The sequence below is a fragment of the Yersinia entomophaga genome (genome assembly GCF_001656035.1).
Lineage (GTDB): Bacteria > Pseudomonadota > Gammaproteobacteria > Enterobacterales > Enterobacteriaceae > Yersinia > Yersinia entomophaga.
Genome location: NZ_CP010029.1, coordinates 692,735 through 706,949 on the forward strand (window position 1 = coordinate 692,735; position 14,215 = coordinate 706,949).

Here is a 14,215-nt window from a genome sequence, read left to right on the forward strand (position 1 = left end):
CGGTGTTATCAGTTCGAATGCCTCCATTGATATATAGACTTTTTATGGTTGTAAATAAAATAACCTTGCGGTTAGGTCGTCATCAATTAATGTTTTTTAATATATTTGGCGGCGATCATACTATCGCCTTTATCAGGGCTATCTTGAGCGATTAACGTGGCCGGTGGTTGATACGCCCGGCGGTGTGAAACCGTCGATGCTGAAACTTATAGCAGCCAGTGAAATGAGCCTAAGATTCTATAACAGTAAGGTTTGGCTGGAAAGCTGGCAGACACCGCAGGCTATTCCGCTGGCGATACACATGACATTGCGCACGCCGTCATTCGCAAAATCGAACGAGTCTGGTTGTTGAAAGGCTCGCAAATGTTTTCAGAAAATCAATCATGAATTCGGCACCCAAACGCGGCATCGCGATGATCGTGGTGTTGGTGCGGCTGGGATATTGCGGAAAGTCTGTAGGCGTTTGTCGACAGTGATGCCTCGCTGCAAACCCGTCTGGCAGAGAGGACTGGGAGTCTCTGGTTTGCCCGATTCCTTTCTTTGCGCCTAAGCGCGGGTGAATATCAGCGAACTAAGTGCTATTCAGGGAATAGATGCGGATGTTTATCAAAGGCTTAATCCTCAGGTATGTACACTACCCATGACAAGACAAAGCATTAATGTTAATACCCTAAATGTCGCTCACAGTGTCATTCTGGAGGCATTATTTACCCCCGGCTTAGTGCCACTCAGGCGCAGATGCTGTTGCAGCAGCGGCCGGAAAAAGGATGGGAAAGCATAGAGCAGTTGTTGAGCGTCGCGCCATTAGCCGATGTGGATGCCAAAGTGAAAGCGCAGGTAAAGCCGATATTGAGCGTGAATAGCCGCTACTTTTGGCTGCGTTCCTGTATTGAGGTTAACGACGTGAGCTTGACCGTGCAGTCTTTGATCGTGCGCAATGGCGCACAAAAATTTGATGTGCTGTGGCATCAGACAGGAGAAGTGGAGTGAGTGAATCTCTGAATCTTTTTTTCCCCCTTGGCGAAGCGCAGCCGATCATATGGCGACGTGACTCGGAAACGCCTTTCGTACCAGAAACTAAAGGGGAATGGATTTCCCCATGGGCGGCGCAGGATATGTTGACGCAATGGCCGAAATTCGATGCGATTCGGGTGTTTTTCCCCGGAGAATGGGCTGGTGTTCGTAAAGTTGAATTGCCTAAAGTCTCCAAAAAACATGCAGAGAAAATCATCCCCGCACTGTTAGAGGAAGACTTATGCGAAGACATTGATGATTTACATTTTTCCATACTGGAAATAGATGAAAAGCAGGCCACCGTTGCGGTGATTACTCATCAGAAAATGCATTATCTTACTCAGTGGCTACATCAGGGCGAAATATTGGCGACAACGTTATTGCCGGATTGGCTGGCGTTGCCGGAAGGCCATCTGCTGGTTAGTGGTGAACGCTGTCTGCTTCGCACCCATCAATGGCAAGGATGGAGCGCAGAATCGTCCCTGGCTCCGTACTTACTCAAGGCACAGTTACGTGACCGTGATTCAGTGAGCCAGCTCTGCGTCTACGGTGAGTTGCCTGCGGCACTGGCGTCGGCGCTGGATTCGTGCGGTATTGAGAACACGGTATCAGGAACGCTGCCCGCGCCTCAGACTAGCGGTGCGGGTTTGCTCTGTGGCCGCTGGAAACCGCGAGTGAACTATCAGAAACAGTGGGAGCGTTGGCGTCCGACGATGACGTCGTTAATAGTGCTTGTCGGTGTCATGACGGCGGAACGACTGGTGTCATTGTGGAGCATCACGGAACGCGCGCAGCAGACCCGCACGGCGGCCGAAGAGAGTTTCCTCCAATTGTTCCCCGAACAGCGGCGCATCGTCAATTTACGGGCGCAGCTCAATGCCGCGCTGCGGGAGCTGGGAAGTGGGACCGCAGAGGACGAACTGCTGGTGATTCTACCCTTGGTCGCAGAAACGCTTGAGTCTAAAGGAATACTGAAACAGATAGATGTTCAGGGAATTAAATTTGATCAACAGCGGCAGGAATTGTATCTCAGGCTGAGAGCCGCCGATTTTGCGACCTTTGAGGCGCTGCGGGAAGATCTGGCGACTGTTTTTTCCGTCAAACAAGATGCACTGCTGAAGGATAACGAGCGGGTTACAGGGGGAATGACTTTGAAAAGGAAGCAAAATCATGCGTCTTAATTTACGGCCTTTGTATCAACGGATGGTATCAAAGGGCATGTCCATCGGGGAAGGCATTCTGACGCAGCACTGGCAGCCTCGCTCAATTCGGGAGAAATGGCTGATTGGTGCCGCCCTCTGTAGCCTGATTTTGGGGGGATACTATTGGGGAATATGGCAGCCGCTAACCCGACAGATCGCGCTGCAAGAAGGGGTATTGCAACAGCAACGAGCGTTGATTGCCAAAATGCGCGCCGCTGCACCGGAAATTAGCGCGTGGCGACAGCAAACCCCATCAGTGGCAAAGAACGCTTCTGTTACCTCATTATCACAAAGGGTCAGCACCAGCGCCGCCGAGCACAAGATTACGCTGAAGCGTATTCAGGAGCGGGAAGGGGTCGTTCAGATAGGGCTGGAACCCTTGCCCTTTAATTCTCTCTTGGATTGGTTGAATGGATTACGTCAGAAGTCGGGCGTTCGGGCGGTGCAGTTGGATATTGTCGCGGCAGACCAACCCGGAGTTGTCAAAGTGCAGCGGCTGGAGCTGGCGAAAATCTAAGAAGACCGGTTCAGTGTTTATCGCTGAAAAATTGTGAGGTCAGTGCCGCAGGTAAACTGAACATTAGCGGCCAGCGCGCGATGTAAAAATCATTCGAGCCGATGGTGTGCGTCAGGGAAAGTTAACCTAAGATTTGGCGCGCAAACGGGCAAGAGTCGCAATGACGCTGTTTAGGCCGCCAATTCGCCAGCAACAACATTGGCCGTTTGTCCAGTCGCATGCTGGGATTGCGCACCTAATGCCAAACTTTTAGCATAAAACCCTTCGTTACATTTAATAGCTTGCTAAGATTCGTCCTAAAGCCGCCTTTCCCCTGTGGTTTCCGCTGATTTGGCGTATTTATCTTATTGCTGTCCTAAATGACATTGTGCAGACTCACTCCCGATAACAGAGGCGAGTCACGCACGCCGACGCCCGAAGTTCAAACTTACGAGGCCGCTGTCAGATTTATCGCCGTTAGGCGAAGGTACTGCGGTACGGAGTCTACGGCATAAATTGCGTGGTAACATTTTAGGAGGATTTCCTGTGAACAAATCAATGTTAGCAGGCGTGGGTATTGGTATAGCTGCCGCTCTGGGAATTGCCGCCGTGGCAAGTATGGATGTTTTTTCCAGCGGTCCTCAGTACGCACAGGTGATAGCCGCTACGCCAATAAAGGAAACGGTTAAAACGCCACGTAAAGAATGCCGCAATGTTACGGTAACTCACCGTAAACCGGTGCAGGATGAAAACCAAATTGCAGGATCGGTACTCGGCGCAGTCGCAGGCGGGGTATTGGGGCATCAAGTGGGTGGCGGTCGCGGTAAAGATATCGCCACCGTAGCAGGCGCGTTAGCCGGGGGTTACGCCGGTAACCGGGTGCAAAGCAATATGCAGGAAAGCGACACTTACACCACCACGCAGCAGCGTTGCCAGACGGTGTATGACAAATCGCAGAAAATGCTGGGATATGATGTCACCTACAAAATTGGCGATCAGCAGGGAAAAATTCGTATGGATCGTGATCCAGGTACGCAGATTCCTGTCGATAAAAATGGTCAACTGATTCTGAGTAATCGAGCATAACGAAATATTTGTGGTCCAAGACCTCGTAACAAGAGCCCGCGGTGTAGTGTTAGTTCTGATCGTTTAATAGTCAGTCGGGGTGGTTATCCGCCCCTACCGTTAAGCGAGTGGCATTAGCATTGACGCGGGTTTCCTTCTGCCTTTCCCGCGCCAACACTATTCCCTACATCAATTATCTAGATAAATTCTTTATATCAATAGTCATCGAGGCCACCTTATAACCGCGTGGTTAAGCGATACGGTGCTGTTCGAAAGAGGCCAGTAGTTCCTCAACAAATTTCAAACGTTTGGTCCGATCGCTTAAATCCTGCATAAACTTCAGCTTGGTTGGGCCTTCTAATCGGAATATCTGCGGCTGACGCTGCAATAAACCAATCAGATACACCGGATCGACCTTGTTTTTCTCGCCGAACTCGATAAAACCACCGCGTTCATTGCCTTCAATCCGTTTAATGCCCAGTTTTTGCGCATGTTGACGTAACGAAGCGGTTTGCAGCAGGAATCGCGCCGCATCCGGCAACAGACCGAAACGATCGATCAGTTCGACTTTCAGTTCATCCAGCTCGACGTCATCGCGGGCGCTGGCGATACGCTTATAGAATGAAAGCCTGATATTTACATCAGGAATAAAATCGTCGGGCAACAGCACCGGCATACGCATTTCGATTTCGGTCTGGTTGCTGGTGAGATCCTCCAGCGACGGTTCGCGCCCTTCTTTCAATGCATCGACCGCGCTTTCCAATAGTTCCATATACAATGAGAAACCAATGGTCGTCATCTGGCCGCTTTGATCTTCCCCCAACAGTTCCCCCGCGCCACGAATTTCCAGATCGTGAGTCGCCAAAGCGAAACCGGCGCCGAGATCTTCCAGTGAAGCAATGGCTTCCAGCCGTTTTTTGGCATCGGTCGTCATGGCTTTCGGATTTGGCGTCAGCAGGTAAGCGTAGGCCTGGTGGTGAGAACGACCGACGCGGCCTCGTAGCTGATGCAACTGCGCCAGACCGAAGTGGTCGGCTCGCTCGATAATAATGGTATTGGCGCTAGGAATATCAATACCGGTTTCAATAATTGTGGTGCAGACCAAAACGTTAAAGCGTTGATGATGGAAATCATTCATCACCCGTTCCAGATCCCGCTCACGCATCTGACCGTGGCCGATAGCAATGCGGGCTTCTGGCACCAGTTCCGCCAAACGTTGGGCTGCTTTCTCAATATTTTCAACGTCGTTGTACAGATAATAAACCTGCCCACCGCGTAATACTTCACGCAGAATGGCCTCGCGGACGACCAGATTGTCGTATTCGCGCACAAAGGTTTTTACCGCCAAACGGCGCGCTGGCGGCGTGGCAATAATCGACAGGTCACGCATACCGCTCATCGCCATATTCAGCGTGCGGGGAATCGGCGTAGCGGTCAGCGTCAGAATGTCCACATCGGCGCGCATGGCCTTGATTCGCTCTTTGTGGCGCACGCCAAAGCGGTGTTCTTCATCCACAATCAGCAGGCCCAGATCTTTCCAGTGTAAATCACTTTGCAGCAATTTATGGGTGCCAATCAGAATATCGATTTTCCCTTCTGCCGCCTGCTCCAGAATCACCTGCTGCTCTTTTGCGCTGCGGAAACGAGAAAGCATTTCGATACGGACCGGCCAGGTAGCAAAACGGTCGCGGAAATTATCAAAATGCTGCTGCGCCAGCAGGGTGGTCGGCACTAATACTGCCACTTGCTTATTATTATTCACCGCAAGGAAAGCCGCGCGCATTGCCACTTCGGTTTTACCGAAGCCGACGTCACCACACACCAGACGGTCCATCGCCAACGGTTGGCACATATCGCTCAGCACCGCATTAATCGCCTGTTCCTGATCTGGCGTGGTTTCAAACGGGAAGCTTTGGCAGAACAGCTGATATTGTTCGCGATCCTGTTTGAATTTAAAGCCGGACTTCACCGCACGCTGGGCGTAAATATCCAGCAGCTCGGCGGCTACGTCCCGAACTTTCTCCGCAGCTTTCTGACGGGCGCGGGTCCAAGCGTCACCGCCCAGTTTATGCAGCGGCGCGTTTTCATCGGCACCGCCAGAATAACGGCTGATGAGGTGCAGGGAGGATACAGGCACATACAGTTTGTCTTCCCCGGCATAGGTCAGAATCAGATATTCTGCTTTGATACCACCGGCTTCCAGCGTTGTCAGACCAAGATAACGGCCAACGCCATGCTCCAGATGCACCACTGGCTGGCCGGGACGCAGTTCCGCCAGATTGCGAATCAGAGTATCGGTATTAATAGTGCGGCGATTATCCTGGCGGCGACGGCTTACGCGTTCACCGAGCAAATCGCTTTCGCAAATCAGCGCTAGCTGACGAATATGATCGAGAAAACCGCGTTCCGCCGCACCGATCATCAAATAGTGACCGGTTTTTTTCACTTCATCCAAACGGGAAATCAGCGTCGGGCGTAATTTAATCCGGCCCAGTAAATCCTGTAGGGTTTCGCGTCGGCCTTCACTTTCTACCGAGAACACTACGCTGCCGCTGAAGCCTTCAATAAAGCGGCGCAGGTTATCTAACGGAGCTTTCGCCTGTGCCTGTACCGCGACGTCAGGCAACCCCTGATAATCCAGATTGGTGTTGGCGGCTTTTTTCGGCAGAACGTCAGTTTTAAGTTGAATGCGTGGCCAGTCTTTGAGCTCGCTAAACAGACCGTCAGTCCGCAGCCACAGGGTTTCCGGTGCCAGCAAAGGCCGCATGGGGTCAATGCGACGGCTTTCATAACGCTGATTGACATCCTGCCAGAAACGCTCGGCGGCGGCTTCCAGATCGCCGGTATTCACCAATAAGGTGTTGTCCGGCAGGTAGCTAAATAGGGTGGGTAACGCCTGACTGAAAAATAGCGGTTGCCAGTACTCAATACCCGCAGGCCAGATGCCTTTGCTCACCTGCTGGTAAATATGTTCAGGGTCGCGTCGGACTTCAAACTGCTCGCGCCACTGGCTGCGAAATAGCTCAATGGCGGCCTGATCAATAGGAAACTCATGAGCAGGCAATAAATTGATGTGTTCCACTTCCGACAGGGTGCGTTGAGAGTCAACGTCAAATACCCGCAGGCTGTCGATTTCATCATCAAAAAAATCAATGCGATAAGGTTCTTCGCTGCCCATTGGATATAAATCCAAAAGCGCTCCTCGGGTAGCAAATTCACCGTGTTCCATCACCTGATCTACGCTGCGGTAGCCAGCTTGCTCCAATTGGGAACGCAGTTTATCGCGAGATAAATGCTGGCCTTTTTTCATGACCAGCGCGTGACCGTGCAGGAATTCGTGAGGACAGACCCGCTGCATCAGCGTATTTACAGGAAGAATGATCACGCCGCGTTTCATCGCCGGTAACTGATACAGGCAAGATAAACGGGTGGAAATAATATCCTGATGGGGGGAGAAACTGTCGTAAGGCAGCGTTTCCCAGTCGGATAAAGTCGTGACGCTGTGGGCAGTAAATTGCTGAATTTCATCCCGCAGGCGCAGGGCATTTTGCATATCCGGCGCGATTAACATCACCGGTCCCGGATGGCGTTCAATAATTTCGGCGCATTCGATGGCGCAGGCAGCGCCGGTTAATTGGCCTAACTGGCGTATATCGCCACGGCGCTCAGGTAATGAGTAACGGTATTGTTGGGACATAAGCAGTTAAGCAATCTCTTTGGTTCAGCACTGCGGCAATAACGATATTGCCTATCCTAGCATGCGATGACGCAAGGCTGTGGAATTGGCGCTATTTCTGGAATAAAAGCCGGAGATATAGGCTGTTAGTGGTTCCATAAAGCGGCGGTACGCTTTATTATCCTCGATCACTTTGCTTTAGCAACAGGATCTCAACAGATTTCATGTATCAACCTGTCGCACTATTTATTGGCCTGCGTTATATGCGCGGGCGTGCTTCTGACCGCTTTGGCCGCTTTGTTTCCTGGCTGTCCACCATTGGCATTACTTTGGGCGTGATGGCGCTGATAACGGTGTTATCGGTGATGAACGGCTTTGAACGGGACTTGCAGAATAATATTCTGGGGCTGATGCCACAGGCGTTGATTACTACGCCCAAAGGCTCTATCGACCCGGAAAAAATCCCCGCCTCGGCGCTAAAAGGGCTAAGCGGTGTCAGCGATATTGTGCCTTTGACCACCGGTGAAGTGGTGTTGCAAAGCCCGCGTAGCGTGAACGTCGGCGTGATGCTGGGTGTCAATCCCGAACAGCACGAACCCTTAACCAATTCGCTAGTGAATGTACATCTGCGTGATCTGCAACCGGGTCAATACAACCTGATTATGGGTGAAAAGCTGGCGGGAAAACTGGGCGTGAGTCGCGGTGAAACCATTCGCCTGATGGTGCCCAGTGCCAGCCAGTTTACGCCGATGGGGCGCATTCCCAGCCAGCGTTTGTTTAACGTCATTGGCACTTTTGCCGCTGGCAGCGAAGTGGATGACTATCAATTGCTGGTGAATCAGCAGGATGCTTCTCGTCTGATGCGTTACCCGGCGGGGAATATCACTGGCTGGCGTTTGTTCCTCGATCAGCCGTTGCAGGTGGATTCTCTCAGCCAGCAAAACCTGCCGGAAGGCACGGTGTGGAAAGACTGGCGCGAGCGTAAAGGCGAACTGTTCCAGGCTGTACGCATGGAGAAAAACATGATGGGGCTACTGCTGAGCCTGATCATCGCCGTTGCTGCGTTTAATATTATTACCTCACTGGGATTACTGGTGATGGAGAAGCAAGGGGAAGTGGCGATTCTGCAAACTCAAGGGCTTACCCGACGCCAGATTATGCTGGTGTTTATGGTACAAGGGGCCAGCGCCGGGGTGATTGGCGCGTTGCTTGGCACGGGCTTAGGCATTTTACTCGCCAGCCAGCTCAATGTGCTGATGCCGGTTCTGGGCCTGTTGCTAGACGGCGCGGCGCTACCGGTTGCCATTAATCCGCTACAAGTGACGGTGATTGCGCTGTTGGCTATGGCCATTGCGTTGCTGTCCACGCTTTATCCTTCCTGGCGCGCTGCCGCCGCTCAACCCGCTGAGGCTTTACGTTATGAGTAACCAACCTTTATTGCAGTGCGAAAACCTGTGCAAACGCTATCAGGAAGGACAACTTCATACCGACGTATTGCGTAATGTGACCTTTACCATTCAGCCGGGTGAAATGATGGCGATCGTCGGTAGCTCCGGCTCCGGCAAAAGTACGCTGCTGCATCTGCTGGGCGGATTAGATTCGCCAACCTCCGGCGAAGTCATTTATCAGGGGCGCTCACTGAGCCAGCTTTCTTCCGCCGCCAAAGCGGAGTTACGTAACCGCGAACTCGGTTTTATCTACCAGTTCCACCATTTGCTTCCAGACTTTACCGCGTTGGAAAACGTGGCGATGCCGCTGTTGATCGGCGGGACTAAACCGGCAGAAGCGCAAGATAAAGCGCGTGCCATGTTGGCGGCGGTGGGGCTGGAGCAGCGCAGTCAGCATCGTCCTTCCGAGCTTTCCGGCGGTGAACGTCAGCGCGTGGCGATTGCCCGTTCACTGGTGAATAACCCATCGCTGGTGTTGGCGGATGAGCCAACCGGCAACCTCGATCAGCGCAACGCAGACAGTATTTTCAATCTGTTAGGTGAGCTGAACGTACGTCAGGGGACTGCGTTTCTGGTGGTTACTCATGATTTGCAGTTGGCAAATCGCATGAGCCGCCAACTGGAAATGCGTGACGGTCAGTTACAGCAAAATCTGACGTTGGTGGGAGCGGAGTAATGCGCAGTTCACCTCTTTCACTGCTAATAGGCTTGCGGTTTAGTCGTGGTCGCCGTCGCGGCGGGATGGTATCGATGATTTCGATCATTTCCACTCTGGGCATTGCCTTGGGCGTCGCGGTGCTGATTATCGGCCTGAGTGCGATGAACGGCTTCGAACGTGAGCTGAAAAACCGCGTTTTGGCCGTGGTTCCACACGGTCAGATAGCTTTTCTCGATCAACCGTTTAACGCTTGGAATGCGAGCCTGCAGCGGATCGAAAAAGTACCCGGCGTCGCGGCGGCGGCACCCTATATTGATTTCACTGGACTGATGGAAAACGGCACCCAATTACGGGCGGTGCAGGTCAAGGGCGTCAATCCGGAGCAGGAAGAAAAACTCAGCGCGTTACCACAGTTCGTGCAGAACAACGCCTGGCAAGATTTTCAGGCTGGTCAGCAGCAGGTGATTTTAGGTAAAGGGCTGGCGGACGCATTAGGGGTTAAGCAAGGTTCCTGGCTGACGGTGATGATCCCAAATAGCGATCCGGAAATGAAGCTATTGCAGCCGAAGCGTATTCGTCTGCAAGTTGCCGGCGTGTTCCAGCTCAGCGGTCAACTGGATCACAGTCTGGCGATGGTGCCCCTCAGCGATGCCCAGCAATATCTGGATATGGGCGATAGCGTGACCGGTATTGCACTGAAGTTTAATGACGTTTTCAACGCCAATAATCTCACGCGCAGCGCCGCAGAAGCCTCCAATGCTTATGTGAATTACAGCAGTTGGATCGGCACTTACGGCTATATGTATCGCGATATTCAAATGATTCGCACCATTATGTATTTAGCTATGGTGCTGGTGATGGGCGTGGCCAGTTTTAACATTGTGTCTACGCTGGTGATGGCGGTCAAAGATAAAAGCAGTGATATTGCCGTGCTGCGAACTTTGGGTGCCAAAGACGGCCTGATTCGGGCAATTTTCATTTGGTATGGCCTGCTGGCCGGGCTGGTGGGAAGTATCAGCGGCGTGGTGGTCGGTGTTGTCGCTTCATTGCAGTTAACCAATATTATCAGTGGGTTGGAAACGTTGATCGGTCATCATTTCCTGTCCAGCGATATTTATTTTATCGATTATCTACCTTCAGAACTGCATTGGTTCGACGTGGCCTGCGTATTAGCCACGGCCATTGTGCTAAGTCTGGTGGCCAGTTGGTATCCGGCCCGTCGCGCCAGCCGTATTGACCCAGCGCGGGTATTAAGCGGGCAGTAACAGCGCGATCACAATAGACGAGGAATCCGGTTGTTTTAGCCGGAACTGAATGGTACTGATAAACCGTTTACTGAATAAAGGTAAAGTTATGTATTACGGTTTTGATATGGGTGGTACCAAAATTGAAATGGGCGTGTTTGATGCCGATTTACAGCGTATTTGGCAAAAACGTGTTCCAACGCCAAAACAGGATTATCAGCAATTATTGCAGGTACTGACGGAACTCACCCACGAAGCCGATGAGTTTTGCGGCGCGCAGGGCAGCGTAGGGATCGGTATTCCTGGTTTACCCAATGACGACGGCACGTTGTTTACCGCGAACGTACTGGCGGCAATGGGCATGCCGTTGCAAGCCGATCTTTCCCGTCTGATTGGGCGGGAAGTTCGTATCGATAACGATGCCAACTGTTTCGCTTTATCCGAAGCTTGGGATCCAGAATTCCAGTCTTATCCCAGCGTGCTGGGGATTATCCTGGGCACCGGCGTTGGCGGTGGCATTATTCTCAACGGTCAGGCGATGACCGGACGTAACCATATCAGCGGTGAGTTCGGGCACTTTCGCCTGCCAATTGATGCGCTCGACGTTTTGGGTGCAGATATTCCCCGGGTTCCCTGCGGTTGCGGCCAGTACGGCTGCATTGAAAACTATATTTCAGGCCGTGGTTTTGAATGGATGTACGCCCATTTCTACGGTGAAACGCTACCCGCTACGCGCATTATCGAAAATTACTACGCCGGTAACGCACAGGCCACAGAGCATGTCGAACGTTTTATCGCCGTTCTGGCGATTTGTCTGGGGAATCTGTTGACCATTATTGACCCACATTTGGTTGTGATAGGCGGCGGATTGTCGAACTTTGAACATCTGTATCAGGCATTACCGCAGCGTTTAGCTGCGCATTTGCTCCCCGTTGCGCGTTTACCGCGTATTGAGAAAGCTCGCTATGGCGATGCTGGTGGGGTGCGTGGCGCGGCGTTCTTGCATCTGTCTGATAGAAAAACATTATAAATAAAGTAAAAGAGGCAATAGGTTATGCGCATTCGCCATCGGCTGTGTCGGTTTCGCAAGAATAAGCATCTGCGTCATCAACGTTTTCGCTCTCGTATTTTCCACCGTGATAGTTCCGCCAGTACAGAAATGAAGAAACCTTTCGTGGTCGTACTCACCGGCGCAGGTATTTCTGCTGAGTCTGGAATTCGTACTTTTCGCGCGGCGGACGGTCTATGGGAAGAACATAAAGTTGAAGACGTGGCGACGCCGGAAGGCTACCAGCGCGATCCTAAACTGGTGCAGGCTTTTTACAATGCGCGTCGGCGCCAGCTACAGCAACCGGAAGTGGCACCCAATGCTGCACATTTCGCGCTAGCAGATCTGGAGGCGGTATTAGGCGATAATTTCCTGCTGGTTACGCAAAATATCGATGATCTTCATGAGCGGGCTGGCAGTAAACGAGTGATTCATATGCACGGTGAATTACTCAAAGTACGCTGTACTCAGTCTGGTCAGGTTCTGGATTGGCCGGGCGATCTTAGCGCCGATGAGCGTTGTCATTGCTGCCAGTTCCCTGCACCGCTGCGCCCGCATATTGTGTGGTTTGGTGAAATGCCGATGGGGATGGATGATATTTATCAGGCGTTGGCTGAGGCTGATTTCTTTATTTCCATTGGTACCTCCGGCCATGTTTATCCGGCGGCAGGTTTTGTACATGAATCGGCGTTGAATGGCGCTCATACTGTAGAACTGAATCTGGAGCCGAGTCAGGTAGAAAGCCAGTTCGAGGAAAAACATTACGGCTTAGCCAGTAAAGTGGTGCCGGAGTATATCCGCGAGTTTCTTACCACTCGCGGAGAAAACCGCGAAGGCGAATAATTTCCTCAGGGATTACTGCGTTTTTTTATGCAGGGACATCTTGGCAATGTCCCTGTGTCATTTCTGTCATAGCGTTATTATTCTGGCTTAAGTTTGTTTAAAACTGACCTGACGCAATATTTGATCGTGATCACTTCCCCATAATGATATCCATCATTTTGAGGGTGGGAACCATGGACAAATTACTCGATCGCTTTTTTAACTATGTCTCTTTCGATACACAATCAAAAGCTAAGGTAAAATCCGTGCCGAGCACCGATGGGCAACGTAAGCTGGCGGCAGCGTTGCAACAAGAGCTGCTGGCCTTGGGCTTTGAGCCGGTGACCTTGAGCGAGCACGGCTGCGTGATGGCAACTTTACCGGCGAACGTTGACTGGGAAGTGCCCACAATCGGTTTTATTGCCCATTTGGATACCGCACCTGATTTCAGTGGCAAAAATGTCAATCCGCAAATTGTGGAGAACTATCGCGGCGGCGATATCGCGCTGGGCATGGGCGATGAAATTCTGTCGCCGGTCATGTTCCCAGTGTTGCACCAGTTGCTTGGACACACTCTGATTACCACCGACGGTAAAACCTTACTGGGTGCCGATGATAAGGCTGGTATTGCCGAAATCATCACCGCTATTGTGCGTCTCAAAGAGAACAATATTCCCCACGGCAAGATTCGAGTGGCGTTTACGCCGGATGAAGAAGTGGGAAAAGGCGCGCAATTCTTTGATGTAAATGCTTTTAACGCCGATTGGGCCTATACCGTGGACGGGGGCGGCGTGGGCGAGCTGGAATATGAAAACTTCAATGCGGCCTCGGTGACCATCAAAATTGTCGGCAATAATGTCCATCCCGGCAGTGCCAAAGGGGTCATGGTCAATGCGCTGTCATTGGCTACTCGTTATCATCAATCGCTTCCGGCAGATGAAACCCCAGAAAATACCGAGGGTTATCAGGGTTTTTACCATCTTCAAAGCATTAAAGGCACGGTAGAACGGGCTGAAATGCATTATATTCTGCGCGATTTCAGCCGCGATGGCTTCGAAGCTCGTAAGAAAAACATGGTGGATATTGCCAAACAGGTCGGTAAAGGGTTACATCGCGATTGCTACATCGAAATCATTATCGATGACAGTTATTACAATATGCGTGAACACATAGTGGAGCATCCGCATATTATTGAACTGGCGCAGCAGGCGATGCGTGATTGCGATATCGAACCTATTATGAAACCGATTCGTGGAGGCACCGATGGCGCTCAGCTGTCGTTCCGCGGTTTGCCTTGCCCGAATATTTTTACCGGCGGTTATAATTTCCATGGAAAACATGAATTTATTACGCAGGAAGGAATGGAACAGGCGGTGTCGGTTATTATGCGTATCGCCGAATTAACCGCGCTACGGGCCAAAAACGCTGAACCGCAGAGCGAGAAAAACGCAGCTTTGATGAAATGATATTGCGATAAATAAAGGCGTGTTTCGTATAGATTCGCCCAATAAAAACGCCCCTTAGGTCAAAACCCGAGGGGCG

General features: G+C 51.5%; 11 protein-coding genes and 1 pseudogene. 11 read left to right on the forward strand and 1 reads right to left on the reverse strand.

The window, feature by feature from the left end; all coding sequences use genetic code 11:
• Nucleotides 1–163: 163 nt before the first annotated feature.
• From PL78_RS19405 to PL78_RS03235, 5 genes and pseudogenes are all read left to right on the forward strand, one after another.
• The gene (locus PL78_RS19405; RefSeq protein ID WP_071889727.1) at nt 164–352 is read left to right on the forward strand and encodes a type II secretion system protein GspJ; all 189 of its coding nucleotides are present in this window, start codon (nt 164–166) and stop codon (nt 350–352) included.
• Between the two features lie 234 nt (nt 353–586).
• Nucleotides 587–990 (forward strand): annotated as a pseudogene (locus PL78_RS21165) (type II secretion system protein GspK); the annotation flags it as partial.
• Nucleotides 987–2,195 (forward strand): type II secretion system protein GspL, encoded by a 1,209-nt coding sequence (gspL, locus tag PL78_RS03225; protein WP_064513077.1) that lies wholly within the window; start codon nt 987–989, stop codon nt 2,193–2,195. The pseudogene PL78_RS21165 and the gene gspL, both read left to right, overlap by 4 nt.
• Nucleotides 2,185–2,733: a type II secretion system protein GspM gene (gene gspM / locus PL78_RS03230; RefSeq protein WP_064513079.1), complete on the forward strand. Its 549-nt coding sequence runs from the start codon at nt 2,185–2,187 to the stop codon at nt 2,731–2,733. The genes gspL and gspM overlap by 11 nt, the downstream gene beginning before the upstream one ends.
• A gap of 525 nt (nt 2,734–3,258) precedes the next feature.
• Nucleotides 3,259–3,798 carry a glycine zipper 2TM domain-containing protein gene (locus PL78_RS03235; RefSeq protein ID WP_064513081.1) on the forward strand — a complete coding sequence of 180 codons (540 nt, stop codon included), beginning with the start codon at nt 3,259–3,261 and terminating at the stop codon, nt 3,796–3,798.
• 229 nt (nt 3,799–4,027) lie between these two features.
• Here the strand turns inward: PL78_RS03235 and mfd are convergent, their stop codons facing one another.
• Nucleotides 4,028–7,474 carry a transcription-repair coupling factor gene (gene mfd / locus PL78_RS03240; protein WP_064513083.1) on the reverse strand — a complete coding sequence of 1,149 codons (3,447 nt, stop codon included), beginning with the start codon at nt 7,472–7,474 and terminating at the stop codon, nt 4,028–4,030.
• 203 nt (nt 7,475–7,677) lie between these two features.
• Between mfd and lolC the strand changes: the two genes are divergently transcribed.
• From lolC to pepT, 6 genes are all read left to right on the forward strand, one after another.
• Nucleotides 7,678–8,880 carry a lipoprotein-releasing ABC transporter permease subunit LolC gene (gene lolC, locus PL78_RS03245; RefSeq protein ID WP_064513086.1) on the forward strand — a complete coding sequence of 401 codons (1,203 nt, stop codon included), beginning with the start codon at nt 7,678–7,680 and terminating at the stop codon, nt 8,878–8,880.
• Nucleotides 8,873–9,577, forward strand: a complete 705-nt coding sequence (gene lolD / locus PL78_RS03250; protein ID WP_064513088.1) for a lipoprotein-releasing ABC transporter ATP-binding protein LolD — start codon at nt 8,873–8,875, stop codon at nt 9,575–9,577. Before lolC ends, lolD begins: the two co-directional genes overlap by 8 nt.
• Nucleotides 9,577–10,824 (forward strand): lipoprotein-releasing ABC transporter permease subunit LolE, encoded by a 1,248-nt coding sequence (gene lolE, locus PL78_RS03255; protein ID WP_064513090.1) that lies wholly within the window; start codon nt 9,577–9,579, stop codon nt 10,822–10,824. Before lolD ends, lolE begins: the two co-directional genes overlap by 1 nt.
• 88 nt (nt 10,825–10,912) lie before the next feature.
• On the forward strand, nt 10,913–11,833 hold the full coding sequence (gene nagK, locus PL78_RS03260; protein ID WP_064518220.1) for an N-acetylglucosamine kinase: 921 nt from the start codon (nt 10,913–10,915) through the stop codon (nt 11,831–11,833).
• 24 nt (nt 11,834–11,857) lie between these two features.
• Nucleotides 11,858–12,694, forward strand: coding sequence for a Sir2 family NAD+-dependent deacetylase (gene cobB, locus PL78_RS03265; protein ID WP_064513092.1), 837 nt, complete (start codon nt 11,858–11,860; stop codon nt 12,692–12,694).
• Between the two features lie 173 nt (nt 12,695–12,867).
• Nucleotides 12,868–14,139, forward strand: coding sequence for a peptidase T (gene pepT / locus PL78_RS03270; RefSeq protein ID WP_064513094.1), 1,272 nt, complete (start codon nt 12,868–12,870; stop codon nt 14,137–14,139).
• Nucleotides 14,140–14,215 lie beyond the last annotated feature (76 nt).

Excerpts from the sequence above, each read along its gene's own strand:
- pepT (WP_064513094.1), top strand. The coding sequence starts at position 12,868 with ATGGACAAATTACTCGATCGCTTTTTTAACTATGTCTCTTTCGATACA.
- gspM (WP_064513079.1), top strand. The coding sequence starts at position 2,185 with ATGCGTCTTAATTTACGGCCTTTGTATCAACGGATGGTATCAAAGGGC.
- mfd (WP_064513083.1), bottom strand. The coding sequence starts at position 7,474 with ATGTCCCAACAATACCGTTACTCATTACCTGAGCGCCGTGGCGATATA.
- lolE (WP_064513090.1), top strand. The coding sequence starts at position 9,577 with ATGCGCAGTTCACCTCTTTCACTGCTAATAGGCTTGCGGTTTAGTCGT.
- cobB (WP_064513092.1), top strand. The coding sequence starts at position 11,858 with ATGCGCATTCGCCATCGGCTGTGTCGGTTTCGCAAGAATAAGCATCTG.
- lolC (WP_064513086.1), top strand. The coding sequence starts at position 7,678 with ATGTATCAACCTGTCGCACTATTTATTGGCCTGCGTTATATGCGCGGG.
- lolD (WP_064513088.1), top strand. The coding sequence starts at position 8,873 with ATGAGTAACCAACCTTTATTGCAGTGCGAAAACCTGTGCAAACGCTAT.
- nagK (WP_064518220.1), top strand. The coding sequence starts at position 10,913 with ATGTATTACGGTTTTGATATGGGTGGTACCAAAATTGAAATGGGCGTG.